General features: G+C 68.7%; 14 protein-coding genes and 1 pseudogene. 5 read left to right on the top strand and 10 right to left on the bottom strand.

Annotation, left to right across the window (positions count from 1 at the left end; translation table 11 throughout):
* Positions 1–10 precede the first annotated feature (10 nt).
* The 8 genes from EV655_RS13220 to EV655_RS13185 form a co-directional block, all read right to left on the bottom strand.
* Positions 11–1003, bottom strand: coding sequence for an alcohol dehydrogenase catalytic domain-containing protein (locus EV655_RS13220; protein ID WP_132545614.1), 993 nt, complete (start codon positions 1001–1003; stop codon positions 11–13).
* Positions 1004–1007: 4 nt separating this feature from the next.
* On the bottom strand, positions 1008–2474 hold the full coding sequence (locus EV655_RS13215; protein WP_132545612.1) for a mannitol dehydrogenase family protein: 1467 nt from the start codon (positions 2472–2474) through the stop codon (positions 1008–1010).
* Entirely contained in the window at positions 2474–3244 is a 771-nt protein-coding gene (locus tag EV655_RS13210; RefSeq protein ID WP_132545610.1) for an L-iditol 2-dehydrogenase, read from the bottom strand. The genes EV655_RS13215 and EV655_RS13210 overlap by 1 nt, the downstream gene beginning before the upstream one ends.
* Positions 3241–4248, bottom strand: coding sequence for an ABC transporter ATP-binding protein (locus tag EV655_RS13205; protein WP_132545608.1), 1008 nt, complete (start codon positions 4246–4248; stop codon positions 3241–3243). The genes EV655_RS13210 and EV655_RS13205 overlap by 4 nt, the downstream gene beginning before the upstream one ends.
* A gap of 10 nt (positions 4249–4258) precedes the next feature.
* The gene (locus tag EV655_RS13200) at positions 4259–5089 is read right to left on the bottom strand and encodes a carbohydrate ABC transporter permease (RefSeq protein WP_132545606.1); all 831 of its coding nucleotides are present in this window, start codon (positions 5087–5089) and stop codon (positions 4259–4261) included.
* A 10-nt stretch (positions 5090–5099) separates the two neighbouring features.
* Positions 5100–5972, bottom strand: coding sequence for a carbohydrate ABC transporter permease (locus EV655_RS13195; protein WP_132545604.1), 873 nt, complete (start codon positions 5970–5972; stop codon positions 5100–5102).
* A gap of 133 nt (positions 5973–6105) precedes the next feature.
* Positions 6106–7419 (bottom strand): ABC transporter substrate-binding protein, encoded by a 1314-nt coding sequence (locus EV655_RS13190; RefSeq protein WP_132545602.1) that lies wholly within the window; start codon positions 7417–7419, stop codon positions 6106–6108.
* 127 nt (positions 7420–7546) lie between these two features.
* Positions 7547–8575: a LacI family DNA-binding transcriptional regulator gene (locus EV655_RS13185; RefSeq protein ID WP_132545600.1), complete on the bottom strand. Its 1029-nt coding sequence runs from the start codon at positions 8573–8575 to the stop codon at positions 7547–7549.
* A 166-nt stretch (positions 8576–8741) separates the two neighbouring features.
* Between EV655_RS13185 and EV655_RS13180 the strand changes: the two genes are divergently transcribed.
* Positions 8742–9689: a sugar kinase gene (locus EV655_RS13180; protein ID WP_132545598.1), complete on the top strand. Its 948-nt coding sequence runs from the start codon at positions 8742–8744 to the stop codon at positions 9687–9689.
* On the top strand, positions 9689–10960 hold the full coding sequence (locus EV655_RS13175) for a D-tagatose-bisphosphate aldolase, class II, non-catalytic subunit (protein ID WP_132545596.1): 1272 nt from the start codon (positions 9689–9691) through the stop codon (positions 10958–10960). The genes EV655_RS13180 and EV655_RS13175 overlap by 1 nt, the downstream gene beginning before the upstream one ends.
* Positions 10961–10969: 9 nt before the next feature.
* Here EV655_RS13175 and EV655_RS13170 read toward each other — a convergent pair whose 3' ends face one another.
* Both EV655_RS13170 and pepN read right to left on the bottom strand, forming a co-directional pair.
* Positions 10970–11845: a 1-acyl-sn-glycerol-3-phosphate acyltransferase gene (locus EV655_RS13170; protein ID WP_132545594.1), complete on the bottom strand. Its 876-nt coding sequence runs from the start codon at positions 11843–11845 to the stop codon at positions 10970–10972.
* A gap of 91 nt (positions 11846–11936) precedes the next feature.
* Positions 11937–14495, bottom strand: coding sequence for an aminopeptidase N (gene pepN, locus EV655_RS13165; RefSeq protein ID WP_132545592.1), 2559 nt, complete (start codon positions 14493–14495; stop codon positions 11937–11939).
* Positions 14496–14592: 97 nt separating this feature from the next.
* Between pepN and EV655_RS13160 the strand changes: the two genes are divergently transcribed.
* The 3 genes and pseudogenes from EV655_RS13160 (at position 14593) to EV655_RS13150 (ending at position 17108) form a co-directional block, all read left to right on the top strand.
* Complete coding sequence (locus tag EV655_RS13160; RefSeq protein ID WP_132545590.1) at positions 14593–16122, top strand: cryptochrome/deoxyribodipyrimidine photo-lyase family protein; 1530 nt, start codon at positions 14593–14595, stop codon at positions 16120–16122.
* Positions 16123–16130: 8 nt separating this feature from the next.
* A pseudogene (locus EV655_RS13155) lies at positions 16131–16265 on the top strand (DUF2256 domain-containing protein); the annotation flags it as partial.
* Between the two features lie 66 nt (positions 16266–16331).
* Entirely contained in the window at positions 16332–17108 is a 777-nt protein-coding gene (locus EV655_RS13150) for a gamma-glutamyl-gamma-aminobutyrate hydrolase family protein (RefSeq protein WP_132545586.1), read from the top strand.
* Positions 17109–17128: the final 20 nt, after the last annotated feature.

The following is a 17128-nucleotide window of genomic DNA, read 5'->3' as shown; positions in this document are numbered from 1 at the left end:
CGGACGCCATTCAGCAAACCGCCTGGATCTTGAGGCTGCCCGGCGGGGGATGGTCGGACAGGATCCGGGCGATCTCGTCCAGAGGCACCTGGTGTGAGACGAGGCGCCCGATATCCGGGCCACAGGCGCGGATCGCCGCCAGCGCCTCGGGGATGTTGTGGTTCAGCGAATGTGACCCGGCAAGGCGCAGCTGGCGGCGGAACAGCTCGAAGGGGGCGATCTCGATCCGGGCGTCGGACGGGCAGACGCCGAAGAAAAGCCCGGTGCCGCCATTGGCGATATAGCGGGTCAGTCGCCCGGCCACGGCGGGCACGCCGGTCGCGTCGACGGCCAGATCGACCCCGTGGTGCAGCCGCTCCAGCGCGGCGCTGCCCGCGGCGACGGGCGTGAAGCCGAAGCTTTCGGCCAGCGCAAGCCGCGTCTCGTCAAGGTCGGTCAGCGCGATATCGGCGACGCCCCGGGTCCGCAGCGCGATCGCCATCAGAAGGCCGATGGGCCCCGCCCCGAATACCAGCGCATTGGCCGCCGAGGCGCCATCCGCCGCCGCCACCCCGTTCAGCACGCAGCCCATCGGCTCGGCCAGCGCGGCGATGGGGAAGGGCAGATCGCCGATCGGGTGCACCGCGCCGGCGCGGACCGCGCCGAACTCGGCGAAGCCGCCATTCGCGGTCACGCCATAGGCGCCGAGGCTCTCGCACAGATGGGCCCAGCCGCGGCGGCAGGCCCGGCAGGTGCCGCACTCGATGTTGGGGTCCACCACCACCCGGTCACCGACCGCAAGGCCGGTGACGCCGGGGCCCAGCTCGGCGATGACGCCCGCGTATTCGTGGCCCGGCACCAGCGGAAAGGCCGACCTGCCGTAATTGCCGCGCAGCACCTCGATATCGGTGTGGCAGATGCCGCTGGCGCGCATGGCGACAACAACCTCGCCTTCGGCGGGGCGGGGGGCGGGCAGGTCGGTGACCTCGACCCGGTCGCGGGCGGGGTAGAGGATGGCGCGCACCGCCTCAGCCCTCGACGTAACGGCGGATCGCCGCCGCCATCCCCTCGGCCCGGATCAGCGCCAGCCAGCGTTCGAACGCCTCGGCAAAGCGCGGGGCGTCCTTGAGGTCGCCGTAGATCTGCGCCTGCTCCAGCCAGGCGCGGGGGCGGGTGCGCGCCGCCCGCGCCGCCTGTACCCGATCGTCCCAGAACGGATCGTTGGGCGCGATGGCGCTGCCATCCTCGCGGGTGCCCTCGCACATCCGCGCCCAGGTGGCCTCGGCCAGCGCCAGCCCCTCGACCGGCGTGCCCGCGGCCAGCGCGTCGCGCAGGATCGGCAACAGGAACCCGGTGTGCCGGGACGAGCCGTCGAAGGCCACGCGGCGGGTGGTGTCGACGATGGCGGGGTTGGAAAACCGCCGCGCGATCAGGTCGACATAGGCCCCCGGTGTCATGCCGGGCACCGGCTGGACATGGGGCGCGATCTCCTCGCGCTCGACCTTGTCGAACAGCGCGCGGATCAGGGGATGCGCCATGCAGCCCGAGATGGTCTCGACCGACAGCACCTCGCCCGGGTTCGCGATCACCTGGTGGCCCGCGTTCAGGATGCGGATTTTCATCACCTCGAAATCATGCACCCGGTCCGAGAAGGTGGCGCCCACGCGGTCCCAGTCCGGGCGGCCGGCGCAGAAATCGTCCTCGATCACCCATTGGCGGAAGTTCTCGTGGGTGACCGGCACCTCGTCCTCGATACCAAGGTCGCGGACCAGCGCCAGTTCCTTGGGTCCCGTGGCGGGCACGATGCAGTCGACCATTGAGTTCGGGAAGGTGCAGTTGGCGTCGATCCAATCGGCCAGGTCCGGGTCCGAGAGCCGCGCAAGCGACACCACCGTCTGGCGCAGGATCGCGCCGTTGCCCTGAAGGTTGTCGCAGCATTGCCCGGTGAAGGGGCCGATGCCGCGCTCGCGTCTCAGCCGCAGCGCCGCGACCATGGCGCCGAAGGCGGTGCGCGGGCGGTCGGGGTTCGCGGCATCGTGGCGGATGTCGGGATGCGCGGCGTCGAAGCCCTTGGTCACCGGGTCGAGGAAATAGCCGCCCTCGGTCACGGTCAGCGAAACGATGCGGATCGCGGGGTCGGCCATTTGCGCGATCAGGGGGGCGTTGCCCTCCTCGATCGGGACATAGCCGATCATCGAGCCCACGACTTCGGCCGACTTGCCCGACGGGTCAAGCTCGATCAGCGTGGTCAGGCAATCCTGCGCCAGCAGCTTTTCGCGCTGGGCGCGGTCGTGGGGCCGCACACCCGCGCCAAGGATCGCCCAGTCCTGCGCCAGCCCCTGCTGCATCAGCCGGTGCAGGTACCACGACTGGTGCGCGCGGTGGAAATTGCCCAGCCCGATATGGACGATGCCCGGCGTGAGCGCCGAGCGGTCATAGGTGGGCCGCGTGATGCCCTCGGGCAGGTCGCCCAGCGTGGCGTTTGACAGGCGCATCAGCTCATCCAGTTCCCGCCGTCCACGTTCAGCGTCTGCGCGGTGATGTAGCGCGCGTCGTCCGAGGCGAGGAACACCGCCGGATCTGCGATTTCCTCGGGCGTCCCCATGTGGCCCAGCGGCACCGCCTCGCCCACCAGCCGCTTCTTCTCGCCCTTTTCGCGGTTCTCGTATTTCGCGAAGAGCCCGTCGACCACGTCCCACATCGGCGTGTCGATGACGCCCGGCGCGATGGCGTTCACGCGGATGCCGTCCTTGGCCAGTTCCAGCGCCAGCGACTGGGTGACCGAGATCACCGCGGCCTTGGTGGAACAGTAGATGGTGATGTTGGGCTCGCCCCGCCGCCCGGCCTGCGAACTGAAATTGATGATGCAGCCGCCGCCCCGGCGGCGCATCCCCGGCACCACGGCCTGCGCAGCGAAGATGGTGCCGCCCACGTTGACGTCGAACTGGCGGCGGTAATCCTCGGGGGTGATTTCCCCAAGCGGGGCCATGTTGAAGATGCCGGCATTGTTCACCAGGATGTCGATGCCCCCCCAGGCGTCCTCGACCGCCCTGACCCCGGTGGCAATGGACCCGAGATCGGTCACGTCCATGCCGACGGCCATCGCGTTCCCGCCTAGCGCCGCCGCGGTTTCCCGCGCATCGGCCTCCAGCCGGTCGGCCACCGCGACCCGGGCGCCCTCGCGCACATAGGCGGCGCAGATCGCCCGGCCGATGCCGCGCGCGCCGCCGGTGACCAGCGCCACCTTTCCCTCAAGCCGTGTCATTCGATGCGATGTCCCTTTTCGTCGAAGCGGTGGATATGGGCCTCGTCCGGCTTGAGGCAGATCGTGTCGCCGTGGTAGAGGTCGACATCGCCCCCCGCCCGCACGGTCAGCGGTTCGTCCCGCCCGGCCATGTGAATGTGGAAGTAGGTGTCCGAGCCCAGGTGTTCCGACACGCCCACCTCGCCCTTCCAGATGCAGGTCTCGTCGTCCGAGACACGGATATGCTCGGGGCGGATGCCGATGGTATGCGCGCCGTGCCGCGCAGCCTCGGGGCCGGTGATCAGGTTCATCCTGGGGCTGCCGATGAAGCCCGCGACGAACACGTTCCGCGGCCTGCGGTAGAGGTCCAGCGGGCTGCCGACCTGCTCGATCCGGCCGGCGTTCAGCACGACGATCTTGTCGGCCATGGTCATCGCCTCGACCTGGTCATGGGTGACGTAGACCATCGTCGTCTTCAGCCGCTCGTGCAGTTCGCTGATTTCCAGACGCATGCCGACGCGCAGCGCCGCGTCGAGGTTCGACAAGGGCTCGTCGAACAGGAAGGCGGCGGGCTCGCGCACGATGGCGCGCCCGATGGCCACGCGCTGGCGCTGGCCGCCCGAAAGCTGGCCGGGCCGGCGGTCGAGGTAGTCGGTCAGGTTCAGCACGCGGGCGGCCTCGGCCACCCGGCGGTCCTGTTCGGCCTTGTCCATCCCGGCCATGCGCAGCGGAAAGGCGATGTTCTTGCGCACGCTCATGTGCGGGTAAAGCGCGTAGGACTGGAATACCATCGCAAGCCCGCGCCGGGCCGGCGGCAGGCCGGTCGCGTCGGCGCCGTCGATCCGGATCTGGCCGCCGCTGACGTCCTCGAGCCCCGCGATCAGCCGCAGGAGCGTGGATTTCCCGCAGCCCGAGGGGCCCACGAAGACCACGAACTCCCCGTCCTCGATGGTCAGGTCCAGCGGCGGGATCACCTCGACCGCGCCGAAGGACTTGCCGACATTGTTCAGCGTGATCCGGCCCATCTCTCCCCCCTTATTTCACCGCGCCGAAGGTCAGGCCGCGGACCAGTTGCTTCTGGCTGAACCATCCCATGATCAGGATCGGCGCGATCGCCATGACGCTGGCCGCGCTGAGCTTGGCGTAGAAAAGCCCCTCCGGGCTGGAATAACTGGCGATGAAGGCGGTCAGCGGTGCGGCCCGGGACGCGGTCAGGTTCAGCGTCCAGAACGCCTCGTTCCAGGCAAGGATGACGTTCAACAGGATCGTCGAGGCGATGCCGGGCAACGCCATCGGCGTCAGCACGTAGAGCACCTCTTCGCGCAGGGACGCGCCGTCCATCCGCGCGGCTTCCAGGATCTCGCCCGGGATCTCGCGGAAATAGGTGTAGAGCATCCAGATGATGATCGGCAGGTTGATCAGCATCAGCACGACGACCAGGCCGATGCGGGTGTCCAGAAGGCCGAAATTGATGAACAGCAGGTAGATCGGCACCAGCACGCCCACCGGCGGCAGCATCTTGGTGGACAGCATCCACATCAGCACGTTCCTGGTCTGCTTGCCGGGCACGAAGGCCATTGCCCATGCCGCCGGGATTGCGACCAGAAGGCCCAGAAACGTGGAGCCGAGAGAGATGATCACCGAGTTCCAGAAATGCTTGAAATAGTCCGACCGCTCCTGCACCGCGCCATAGCTGTCCAGCGTCCAGCCCGAGGACAGCACCTGCAGGGGCGCGCGGATCGCGTCGACCTCGGACTTGAAGGACAAGACCACGATCCAGAGGATCGGAAAGAACATCACGAAGGCCAGCGTGCCCGCGATCGCGGTGGTCAGGGCCTTGCGGGCGGGGGCGGTGGCGCGGGCCATGGGTGCCTCCTCACGCGTCCAGGTTCTTGCCGATCATCCGCATCAGGAAGATCGCAACGATATTGGCCAGGATGATCGCGATCACGCCGCCCGCGCTGCCCATGCCCACGTCGTATTGCAGCAGCGACGAGACGTAGATCAGATAGGTCAGGTTGGTGGTCGCGGTGCCCGGCCCGCCATTCGTCGTCACCAGGATCTCGGCAAAGACCGACAACAGGAAGATCGTCTGGATCAGGATCACCACGGTGATCGCCCGCGCCAGATGCGGCAGCATGATGAACCAGAACCGCGCGGGCCAGCTTGCCCCGTCCATCTCGGCGGCCTCCAGTTGTTCCTGGTCCAGCGATTGCAGCGCGGTCAGCAGGATCAGCGTGGCGAAGGGCAGCCATTGCCAGCTGACGATACCGATGATCGACAACAGCGGGACCTGGCTGAAGAAGTCGATGGGCGCCATGCCCAGCCCCTGGGCGATATGTCCGAAGATGCCGTTCACCGGGTTCATGAACATGTTCTTCCACACCAGCCCCGATACCGTCGGCATCACGAAGAAGGGCGCGATCACCATGATCCGGATCACCCCCTGTCCCCACATCGGCTGATCCAGCAGCAGCGCGAACAGGATGCCGCCCAGCACCGTGATCAGCAGGACGCCCCCCACCAGCAGAAGCGTGTTGACCATCGCCGCGGTGAAACTGGTGTCGGTGACGAACCACTGGTAGTTCTCCCAGCCGACGAAGGGATTGTCGCCCGGCATCAGCAGGTTGTAGCGCAGGAACGAGAAATAGACCGTCAGGCTGAGCGGCACGATCATCCAGCCCAGCAGCAGCAATACGGCCGGAGAGATCATCAGCCGGGCGGCGGCGCGGGAGGCTTTGGTCGCCATGCGTTTCCTCCGGAAAGTCCCTGCGGACTTACTGACGGCGGGGCCCTGAAAAAGGCCCTTGGGGCAAGACTATCACGAAAATCCGGGAAATGGGCGGGCCCGCGCACCGCGCAGGCCCGCCCCCGGGAGGAGGTTACTTGATGTAACCGGCCTTCGTCATCTCGCGCACGGCGAAGGTCTGGCTGTTGGCCAGTGCCTGATCGACACTCTGCTGACCGGCCAGCGCCGCGGCGATCTGCTGGCCGACATAGTTGCCGATACCCTGAAACTCGGGGATCGCGACGAACTGGATGCCGGTATAGGGCACCGGGTCCTTGGTCGGATCGGCCGGGTTGGCGGCGAGGATCGAGGTCTCGACGGTCTTGGCGAAAGGCGCGGCCTCGACATAGGCGGCGTTCTCGTAGGTCGATTTCCGCGTGCCCGGAGGCGCGGCGACCCAGCCTTCGCTTTCGCCGACAAGGGTCACGTAGTCCTTGGAGGTCGCCCAGGCCAGGAACTCCTTGGCCGCGTCCACCTTGGTCGAAGAGGACGGCACCGCCAGCGCCCAGGCCCAGAACCAGCCGGTTCCCTTGTCGGTCACCTGCTTGGGCGCCTGGAAGAAGTCGGTCTTGTCCGCCACCGAGCTTTCGTTCGGATTGAAGATGTAGCCCGCCGCCGAGGTCGCATCGACCCAGGTCGCGCACTTGCCGTCCGCAAACAGCGCCCGGTTCTCGTTGTGCCCGTTCGAGGACGCACCCGGCGGGCCGTAGTTGTTCATCAGGTCGACGTAATAGGTGATGGCCGCCTTCCATTCGGGGCTGTCGATGGTCGGGTTCCACTCCATGTCGAACCAGCGCCCGCCGAAGGCGTTCACCATCGGGCCGACGAAGGCCATGTTCTCGCCCCAGCCCGCCTTGCCGCGCTGGCAGGTGCCATAGACGCCGTTCTCGGGATCGTGCAGTTGCGCGACCATCTCGGCGAACTGGTCATAGGTGATCTGCTCGGCGGGCTTTTCCAGGCCCGCCTTCTCGAACAGGTCGGTGCGGTAGAAGGTGAACGAGCTTTCGGCATAGAACGGCACGGCGTAAAGCGTGCCGTCGGCCGACAGGCCGTTGCGCACCGGCTCGAAGATGTCGGCGTAGTCGTAGGCATCGCCCAGGTCGTCGAGTGCGTTCAGCCAGCCCTGCTTGCCCCAGATAGGGGCCTCGTAGGCGCCGATGGTGACGATGTCGAACGATCCGCCCTTGGTGGCGATGTCGGTGGTCACGCGCTGGCGCAGGACGTTTTCCTCAAGCACGACCCAGTTCAGCGTGTGGCCGGTGGCTTCCTCCCACTGCGGCGACAGCTTCTGCATGATGATCATGTCAGAGTTGTTCACCGTGGCGATGGTCAGGTCCTCGGCCACGGCGCTGCCGCCGGTGACCAGGGCGATCGCGGTTGCCGCGACCGTGGCATTTCTCAGGCGCATCCGACTCCTCCCTCTCGTGTTCTGGATGGTCCTCGGGCAGCTAAGGTCCAATTCCCGCGTGAGTCAATTAATTATTTACGCGCGTCAAATTCAGATAAGCCGATTTTTTGGGCGGGACGCCTGCGCCTCAGGCGGACAAGCGCATCACCAGCCTGCCCTCGAACAGCGTCGTCTCGCGCGCCTTGGCCTTGCCACCCGCCTCGATCAGCCGGAACAGCGTCTCGACGCTGTGCCCGGCGATGGCATCGTAGTTCTGCGAAACCGTGGTCAGCGGCGGGCAGGTGTAGCGCGAGAAGGGGTGGTCGTCATGGCCTGCGATCCGCAGCGCGCAGCCCGGGCCGTGCCCGACCCGCAGCCCCTTTTCATAGGCCGCCGCCAGCAGCCCGATCGCCAGCCGGTCGTTGCTGCAAAGCAGAGTGTCGGACGGCAGGCCGCCCGCTTCGATCACCCGCTTGCCTTCGGAATGGCCCACTTCCTCGAAATTCCAGCCCGAGCCGTTCACGTGGATCACGTGGGGCGTGTGGCCCAGCCGCTCCATCGCCTGGACATAGGCCCGCCGCCGCTTGTTGGCATTGGGGTTCACCGGTGGCATCTCGAAGAAGCAGGGCGGCTCTCCGGTCCGGCAGAGATACTCGACGATCATGCCGATGCTCTGGGAATTGTCCGATCCGACAAAGGCTTCGCCGATGCCTTCGATCTCGCTGTCGAACAGGACTGTCGGCACGTCACGGCAGAAGAGTTCTACCGCCTTGCGGTCCGACGCGCGGCCGAGCGGCGCCAGCAGCACGCCCGCCGGCCGCAGCGAGCGCAGGCTGTCGAGAATGTTGTTCTCGACCCCCTGGTCGCCATGGGCGCTGAACAGGATCGGCCAGAACCCCGCGTCGAGGCAGCGCCGCTCGATCGTGCGGGCGATCTCGGCGAAGAACGGGTCGGCGAGATAGGGCACCACGATGCCGATATTCTTGGTCAGGCGCCGGTTCTGGTTCACCGCGTAGATGTTCGGGCGGTAGTCATAGCGTTCCAGCGCCGTCTCGATCCGCTTGCGGGTCGAGGGCCGCACGCTGTTCGGGTCGTTGAAGTATTTCGACACGGTCGGCCGGGAAATCCCGCTGAGCGCGGCGAACTCCTCCATGTTCCTGATCTTGTGTCCGTCCATGTCCCGGTCTCCGGCCCGCCTGCGGCCCAAGCCTCCGTCGTCCACGCGGTTTCTGGCCCGGGACTCATCAGAGAAATTGGCGCGCGTAAAATAATTCCTTGACACTATGGGGGGCGGGTGGCACCGGTCAAGGGATTGCCGCGGCCGCCATGCGACGGGGGAAAAGATGAAGAAGATCGTCGTCATCGGCGAGATCCTCGTCGAGATCATGGCCGACACGCCCGGCGACGGGTTCCGCGAACCGATCCCGCTGACAGGGCCTTTCCCCTCGGGCGCGCCCGCGATCTTTGCCGGGCAGGCGGCGCGGCTGGGCCAGCCCGTGGCCATCGTCTCGGCCGTGGGCGACGATGATTTCGGGCGGGTGAACACCGACAGGCTGGCCCGTGACGGCGTCGACATCTCGGCCATCGCCGTCGATCCCGACCGGCCCACCGGCACGGCCTTCGTGCGCTATCGCCCGGATGGCGGGCGCGATTTCGTCTTCAACATCCGCCACGCCGCCTGCGGCCGGATCCCGATGTCCGATGCGGTCCGCAAGGTTCTGGACGCCGCCGAACACCTGCACGTGATGGGCTCGTCGCTGTCGAGCCCGGAACTCATCGCCCTCAACCTGGAAACGGCGGCGGCGGTCCGGGGGCGGGGCGGCACGGTCTCGTTCGACCCGAACCTGCGGCCCGAGATCCTGGATGCCCCCGGCCTGCGCGACGCGATGGAGCGGGTGCTGGCGCTGACCGACCTCTACCTGCCCAGCGGCGACGAACTGACCCTGCTGACCCGCGCGCAGCACCCCGAGGATGCGGTGCGCGAGCTGCTGGCCGACGGCATCCGCACCGTCGTTCACAAGCAGGGCGCCGCGGGGGCCCGCCATCACGACACCGGGGGCAGTCTCTGGTGCCCGGCCTTCCCGGTGGACGAGATCGACCCGACCGGGGCAGGGGATTGCTTTGGCGCCACCTTTGCCGCGCTCTGGCTGCGCGGGGCGGCGCCTGCCGAGGCGCTGGCGCTTGCCGCCGCGGCCGGGGCGATGGCGGTCACACGGCGCGGGCCGATGGAGGGCGTGTCCGACCTGGCCAGCCTGCACGCGCTGGCCGGCCCGCATCGGGGGGCGTCCTGATGCGGCACCCCCTTCTCGACATCGCCCGGGCGTTTCACGCGGGCCGCCCTTGCGGCATCCCCTCGGTCTGCTCGGCCCATCCGCTGGTGATCGAGGCCGCGCTGCGGCTGGCGCGTGACCTGGATCGGCCCGCGCTGATCGAGGCCACCTGCAACCAGGTGAATCAGGAGGGCGGCTATACCGGCATGACGCCCGCCGATTTCCGCCGCTTCGTCGAGGCCATCGCCGGGGCCGCCGGGTTCGACGGCACGCGGCTGATCCTCGGCGGCGACCACCTTGGCCCGAACCCGTGGAAGCACCTGCCCGCCGATGATGCGATGGCCCGGGCCGAGGCGATGGTAGCGGCCTATGCGGCGGCGGGCTTCAGCAAGCTGCATCTCGACACCTCGATGGGCTGCAAGGGCGAGCCGCCGGCGCTGTCCGACGCGCTGACGGCCGAGCGCGCGGCGCGGCTGGCCGCGCGGGCCGAGGCGCATCGGGCGGGTACGCTCGCGCCGGTCTATGTCATCGGCACCGAGGTGCCCGTCCCGGGCGGTGCGGTCGACGCGCTGGACCATCTGCAGGTCACCGAACCCGCCGCGGTCCTGCGCACCCACGAGGTGCACCGCCACGCCTTTGCCGCGCGGGGGCTCGATGACGCCTTTGGCCGGGTGATCGCGCTGGTCGTGCAGCCCGGGGTCGAGTTCGGCCATGCCGACGTGGTGCATTACGACCGTGCCGGGGCGCAGGCCCTGTCGCAGACCCTGCACCGGTTGCCCGGCCTTGTCTTCGAGGCACATTCCACCGACTACCAGTCCGAGGCGGCGCTCGCCGCGCTGGTCGAGGACGGGTTCGCCATCCTCAAGGTCGGGCCGTGGCTGACCTTTGCGCTGCGCGAGGCGCTCTACGGGCTTGATGCCGTGGCCGACGTGCTGGACGGGCACCCGCCGCAGGGACGGCTGATGGCGACGATGGATGCGGTGATGCGGGCCGCCCCCGGCCACTGGTCGGCCTACTATCCCGGACCGCCGGCCGAGCAATGGCTTCAGCGCCATTTCAGCCTGTCCGACCGTATCCGGTACTACTGGCCTGCGCCCGCGGCGCAGGCGGCGGTCGGGGCGCTGATGGACCGCCTTGCCGGGCGCAGGATTCCCGCGCCGGTGCTGCGCCAGTTCCTGCCGCGCTTGCCCGAGGCGGCAGAGGATGCCGAAACCGTGCTGATCGAGGCGGTCCAGGACGTGTTGCGCCGCTATGCGCGGGCGGCTGCCGCGGGCGGCGCGGCCCCTGCCTGAGGGGGTGGGTCAGCCCAGCGCCGTCGACTTGACCCAGCTTGGGCGGCGGGTGACCTGCAACAGGCTGACCCGCGGCGCGTGACGGCCCCCCAGGGCCAGCGTGGCGGCGCGCAGCAACTCGATTCCGTCCTCGGACCGCACCGGCAGGGCCGCGGGCGAAATCGGTGCGCCCACCGTCATCCGGTAGGGCTGGCGGTCCTTGTTCAGCGTTTCGTGGAACAGCGTGATATCCCGCAGCGTCGGGTGGATCAGGTCGAACAGGTAGAACAGCACCGAGTTGCGCGAGCGGATGTTGATCGGGATCACCGGAAGGTCAAACTTGCGCGCGATCGTCGCCGCCGACGCCATCCAGGGGCGTTCATGCAGCGAAAGCCCCCGCCGCTTGGCCAGCCGCCCCGAGGGGAAGATGACGCCCAGCCGGCCGGCCTCGATCGCCTCGCGCGTATAGGCCATGGTCTCGCGCATCTTCGCATGGCTGCGCTTTTCCTCGCGCCATTCCACGGGCGCGATGATCTCTTCCATCTGCGGAAGTACGCGCAGGATGTCGCGGTTGGCGTAGAAGAACAGGTCGGGCCGCCGTTCGCGCAAGAGGCTCCATAGCATCACGCCGTCGGCGATGCCGGTGGGGTGGTTCGCCACGATCAGCGCGGGCCCCGCGGCGGGGATGTGGTCCAGCCCGGTGACCCGGACGTCGCGCGCCAGCAGGCGGGCCATCTCGTCCATGATGACCGGGGCGGGATGGTGTTGCAGCAATTCACCCAGCGCCACGGTACGGGGATAGCCCAGCAGGCCGGTCAGCACGCGGCGCGCGGGGGCGCTCCACGGGTGGTCTGCAAAGAGCCACGGAGCGCGTTCCTCGATCAGGGGGTCGATTCGGTCCTGCATGATCCTTCCCACCATATCCCGGTGACGCCACGGTGACAGCAGAGCCGATTCCCCCCCGCCGGGTCAAAACGATTCGCACCTTTGCGGCGGGTTATCGCCCGGCGGCCAGCAGCCGGCCCACCATCTCGGCCATGTCGCGGCTGAGCCCGTCGCGCGCGGCGATCCGTTCCATCGCGGCGCGCATCCGCGCCTGCCGGTCCGCGTCGTAGCGGGTCCAGGTCTCGAACGCGGTGGACATGCGCGCCGCCGTCTGCGGGTTGACCGCGTCCAGCCGGATCAACCAGTCCGCCACCAGGTCGTAGCCCGCGCCCGAGGCATCGTGGAAGCCTGCCGCATTCATCGTGAACCCGCCGATCACGGCGCGGAAGCGGTTGGGATTCTTCCACGTGAAATCAGGATGTTCCGTCAGCATCTTCGTGCGGTCGACGGCGCGGTCGGGCGCGGCCAGCGAGGCCTGCAGCGCGAACCACTTGTCCATCACCAGCCGGTCATGGGCCCAGCGCCGGGCAAAGCGGGCCAGTTCGTCCTCGCCGGTCCCGATCTCCAGCAGGATCGCCAGCGCGCCGATCTCGTCGGTCATGTTGTTGGCCTGCGCGAAGTGGCCGCGCGCCTTCGCCCCGCCATCGAGCCGCGCCATGTGGCCCAGCGCAGCGAGGCGCAGCGCCCGCCGCCCGGCATCGGCCGCGCCGGGGCTGTAGGGGCCGGGGCAGGTCATCTGGTCGTAAAGCGGGCCCCAGAGCGGGCGCAGATGGGCGGCTACCGCCGCTTTCAGCCGCTCGCGCGCGGCGTGGATTGCCAGCGGGTCGGGGGTGATTCCCCTGGAATGCAGGTCCTCGGCCAGCTGGTCCTCGCCCGGCAGGCCGAGCGCCAGTGCGCGGAAGGCAGGGTCCAGCGCCTCGTCCCGCGCCATGGCGGCCAGCGCGTCCAGGTAGGCGGGCGCGGGGGCGGCGCCCTCGGTCACCATCGCCACCAGCACATCGCGGGCCAGCGCCCGGCCCGCCTCCCACTTGTTGAAGGGGTCGGTGTCGTGCGCCAGCAGGAAGGCGCGTTCTTCGGCCGTAGTCTCGCGGTCGAGGATCACCGGCGCCGAGAACCCGCGCAGCAGCGAGGGGACCGGCCGCGTGGCTAGCCCCTCGAAGGTGAAGGACTGCTGCGCTTCGGTCACCTCCAGCACGGTCGTCGGCACCACCTCGTCGCCGTTGGGCGACAGCAGGCCCACCGCCAGCGGGATCACCTGCGGGTGCTTGTCGGGCTGGCCGGGCGTGGGCGGGGTTTTCTGTTCGACGTGAAGGGTATAGGTGCCGTCCTTGAAGTCGTCCGTCACCTTGAGGCGCGGCGTGCCCGCCTGCGAATACCACCGCTTGAACTGCGACAGATCCCGCCCCGTCGCCTCCTCGAACACCTTCAGCCAGTCCTCGATGGTGGCGGCCTGCCCGTCATGGCGGTCGAAATAGAGCGCCAGCGCCTTGTCGTAGCCCCCGGGGCCGACCAGTCGGCGCAGCATCCCGATCACCTCGGCGCCCTTCTCGTAGACGGTTGCGGTGTAGAAGTTGTTGATCTCGGTATAGCTTTCAGGCCGGACCGGGTGTGCCAGCGGCCCGCCATCCTCGCGGAACTGGCGGGCGCGCAGCGTGATGACATCCTCGATCCGCTTGACCGCATGGGACCGCGCGTCGCCCGCGAATTGCTGGTCGCGGAACACCGTCAGCCCCTCCTTCAGGCACAGCTGGAACCAGTCGCGGCAGGTGATGCGGTTGCCCGTCCAATTGTGGAAGTATTCGTGCGCGATGATGCGCTCGATGTTCTCGTAGTCGCGGTCGGTGGCGGTTTCGGGGCTGGCGAGAACATAGCGCGAGTTGAAGATGTTCAGCCCCTTGTTCTCCATCGCGCCCATGTTGAAATCGTCCACCGCGACGATGTTGAACACGTCGAGGTCATAGGCGCGGCCATAGACCTGTTCGTCCCAGCGCATGCTGCGGATCAGGCTGTCCAGCGCGTAATCGGCCTTGCCCTGGTCGGCGGGGCGGACCCAGATGTTCAGGTCCACCTTGCGCCCCTCGCAGGTGGTGAAGCTGTCCGAGGTCGCCACCAGATCGCCCGCGACCAGCGCGAAGAGATAGGCGGGCTTGGGCCAGGGATCGTCCCACTCGGCCCAGCCCGGCCCCTGCGCTACCGGGTTGCCGTTCGACAGCAGCACGGGCAGGTCGCTTTCGATCCGCACGCGGAACGGCGCCATCACGTCGGGGCGGTCGGGATACCAGGTGATCTTGCGGAAGCCCTCGGCCTCGCATTGCGTGCAATACATGCCGTTCGACATGTAAAGACCTTCGAGGGCTGTGTTTTCCTGCGGTGCGATCTCGACCTCGGCCGCCCAGGTGAAGGGAGCGTCGGGCACGTCGCAGGTCAGCCCCTCTTGGGTGATCGCGGGGGTCACAGGGCTGCCGTCGATCGCCGCCGAGATCAGTGTCAGCCCCTCGCCATGCAGGAAGAACCGCCGGTCGGTCGTCACCGGGTTCGGGCGGAAGGCGATGCGCGAGACGACCCGCGTTGCGGTCGGATGCAGGCGGAAGGTCAGCTCCACCCGGTCGACCAGATAGGCGGGGGGCGTGTAGTCGGCGAGGTACAGCGCCTGGGGGCTTGCGTCTTTCATCACTCTCTCCACTTGGGCTGCCCAAGACCTATCCTTTGGCGCGGCGGGTGCAAGATGCCCGCATTGCGGCCCCGGATGTTCGATTTATGTTCTCGCCATGGACGTGACGATTCTCTGGTTCAAGCGCGATCTCAGGCTTGCCGATCACGCCGCCCTGGCGCTGGCCGCGTCGGGCGAGGGCGCGGTGCTGCCGCTTTACATCGTCGAGCCCGACTATTGGCGCCAGCCCGACGTCTCGGCCCGGCAATGGCGTTTCACGGCGGAATCGCTCCGCGACCTGTCGGCGGCGCTGGCGGGGCTTGGCGCGCCCCTGCAGGTGGTGGTGGGCGACGCGGTCGAGGTGTTCGACGCGCTGGCCGGCAGCCTGCCCGTGGCGCGGCTGGTCAGCCACGAGGAAACCGGCAACGGCTGGACCTATGCCCGCGACCGGCGCGTGGCGGCCTGGGTACGGGGCTGCGGCCTGCGCTGGGAGGAAGTTCCGCAATCGGGCGTGGTGCGGCGGTTGCAGGGGCGCGACGGCTGGGCCGCGGCGCGCGACCGCAGGATGCGCGCACCGCCGGTCCCGCCCCCGGCCGCGCTGCGCGGTCTGCCCGGCATGCTGCCCGGCGCCATCCCCGAGGCGCGGGATTTGGGCCTTGGCTTCGATCCCTGCCCGGGGCGGCAAAAGGGCGGGCGGGCCGAGGGGCTGGGCCTTCTGGAAACCTTTCTGGATGTTCGCGGACAGGACTATCGCCGCGCCATGGCCTCGCCCCTGTCGGCTACCACCGCCTGTTCGCGGCTGTCGCCCCATCTGGCGCTGGGCACGCTGTCGGCGCGCGAGGTCGAGCAGGCGGCGGCGCGGCGCCGGACCGAGGCGCGGGGCACCCGGGACGGCTGGGCGGGCAGCCTCGGGAGCTTTGCGTCGCGGCTGGCCTGGCGGGATCATTTCATGCAGAAACTCGAGGACGAGCCCCGATTGGAAAACCTTTGCCTGCACCCGGCCTACGAGGGGCTGCGCCCCCGCGATCCCGACCCCGCGCGGCTGGCGGCGTGGGCGCGGGGCGAAACCGGGCTGCCTTTCGTCGATGCCTGCATGCGGTCGCTGATCGCGACGGGATGGCTCAACTTCCGGATGCGGGCGATGCTGGTCTCTGTCGCGTCCCATCACCTGTGGCTGGACTGGCGGGCGACGGGGGCGCATCTGGCGCGGATGTTCACCGATTACGAACCCGGCATCCACTGGCCGCAGATGCAGATGCAGGCGGGCACCACGGGGATCAACACGATCCGCATCTACAACCCTGTGAAGCAGGGGCAAGAGCAGGATCCGGAAGGCGTGTTCACCCGGGAATGGCTGCCGGAACTTGCCGCGGTGCCGGATGCGTTCCTGCAGGACCCCTGGCGCTGGGAGGGGGCGGGGCGGCTTCTGGGCCGCCGCTATCCGGCCCCGGTCGTGGACCTGGCCGCGGCGGGCCGGGCGGCGCGGGGCGCTGTCTGGGCGGTGCGGGCGCGGGCAGGCTTTCGCGACGAGGCCGCGCGGATCGTTGCGCGGCACGCCTCGCGCGCCGACCGCACGGGTCGCTTCGTCAACGACCGCGACCCCGTGCGGCGCCGGGGCGATGCGCGGCAGTTGAGCCTCGATCTGTGAGGGGGAGAATGCGGCGCAAGGGGGATCTGCCCCATAAGACCTGCGCCACCTGTGGCAGACCGTTCACATGGCGCAGGAAATGGGCGAAGGACTGGGAAAACGTGCGGTATTGCTCGGACCGCTGCCGAAAGGGCCGCGCGGCGGGGGCGGGCCTTCACCCCGACCGCGATGCCCTGTATCGTGACCGAAACCCTTGAGACGAGGATCACATGGCGCGCCCCCGGGTCGGCATCATCGGCAACAGCTACCTGATCAACGATCAGTATCCCGCGCATGCCGGCGGCACGATGAATTCCGAGGCCGTGGCCGAGGTGGCGGGTGCGCTGCCGCTGCTGATCCCGGCCGATCCGCGCTTTGTGACGGTGCCCGAACTGCTGGAAAGCTTCGACGGCTTCCTGTTCACCGGCGGGCGGCCCAACGTCCACCCCGAGGAATATGGCGAGCCCGAGACCGAGGCGCATGGGGCCTTCGACCGGGCGCGCGACGCGATCGCGCTGCCACTGATCCGCGAACTGGTCGAGCGCGGGCAGCCCCTCTTCGGCATCTGCCGCGGCTTTCAGGAGGTCAACGTGGCGCTTGGCGGCACGCTGCATCCGGAAATCCGCGACCTGCCGGGGCGGATGAACCACCGGATGCCGCCCGACGGAACGCTGGAAGAGAAATTCGCCCTGCGCCACAAGGTGACGCTGGTCGAGGGCGGGCTGTTCCACAGACTGCTGGGCGCGACCGAGGTGATGACCAACACACTGCACGGGCAGGGGATCAAGACACCCGCATCCCGGATCGTGATCGAGGGCTGGGCGCCCGACGGAACGCCCGAGGCGTTGCACGTGGCGGACGCGCCGGGTTTCGCGCTCGCGGTGCAGTGGCACCCCGAATACAAGGCCGCCTGCGACCCGGTTTCGCGCCCGCTGTTCGAGGCGTTCGGCCGGGCGGTCGCGGCCTGGGCGGCGGGCGAGCGTCCGGCGGTGCTGCGCTCGGCCTGAGGGCAGGCGGCGGAGAACCG

It is taken from the genome of Rhodovulum euryhalinum (assembly GCF_004342445.1).
Lineage (GTDB): Bacteria > Pseudomonadota > Alphaproteobacteria > Rhodobacterales > Rhodobacteraceae > Rhodovulum > Rhodovulum euryhalinum.
Note: the sequence above shows the minus strand (reverse complement) of the source record. Positions and strands in the feature narration are given on the sequence as shown.

Bases quoted from the DNA above. Each gene is read 5' to 3' on its own strand.
- EV655_RS13200 (WP_132545606.1), bottom strand. From the start codon at position 5,089: ATGGCCCGCGCCACCGCCCCCGCCCGCAAGGCCCTGACCACCGCGATC.
- EV655_RS13170 (WP_132545594.1), bottom strand. From the start codon at position 11,845: ATGCAGGACCGAATCGACCCCCTGATCGAGGAACGCGCTCCGTGGCTC.
- EV655_RS13210 (WP_132545610.1), bottom strand. From the start codon at position 3,244: ATGACACGGCTTGAGGGAAAGGTGGCGCTGGTCACCGGCGGCGCGCGC.
- EV655_RS13175 (WP_132545596.1), top strand. From the start codon at position 9,689: ATGCGGCACCCCCTTCTCGACATCGCCCGGGCGTTTCACGCGGGCCGC.
- EV655_RS13190 (WP_132545602.1), bottom strand. From the start codon at position 7,419: ATGCGCCTGAGAAATGCCACGGTCGCGGCAACCGCGATCGCCCTGGTC.
- EV655_RS13185 (WP_132545600.1), bottom strand. From the start codon at position 8,575: ATGGACGGACACAAGATCAGGAACATGGAGGAGTTCGCCGCGCTCAGC.
- EV655_RS13195 (WP_132545604.1), bottom strand. From the start codon at position 5,972: ATGGCGACCAAAGCCTCCCGCGCCGCCGCCCGGCTGATGATCTCTCCG.
- EV655_RS13160 (WP_132545590.1), top strand. From the start codon at position 14,593: ATGGACGTGACGATTCTCTGGTTCAAGCGCGATCTCAGGCTTGCCGAT.
- EV655_RS13215 (WP_132545612.1), bottom strand. From the start codon at position 2,474: ATGCGCCTGTCAAACGCCACGCTGGGCGACCTGCCCGAGGGCATCACG.
- EV655_RS13205 (WP_132545608.1), bottom strand. From the start codon at position 4,248: ATGGGCCGGATCACGCTGAACAATGTCGGCAAGTCCTTCGGCGCGGTC.
- EV655_RS13180 (WP_132545598.1), top strand. From the start codon at position 8,742: ATGAAGAAGATCGTCGTCATCGGCGAGATCCTCGTCGAGATCATGGCC.
- EV655_RS13150 (WP_132545586.1), top strand. From the start codon at position 16,332: ATGGCGCGCCCCCGGGTCGGCATCATCGGCAACAGCTACCTGATCAAC.
- pepN (WP_132545592.1), bottom strand. From the start codon at position 14,495: ATGAAAGACGCAAGCCCCCAGGCGCTGTACCTCGCCGACTACACGCCC.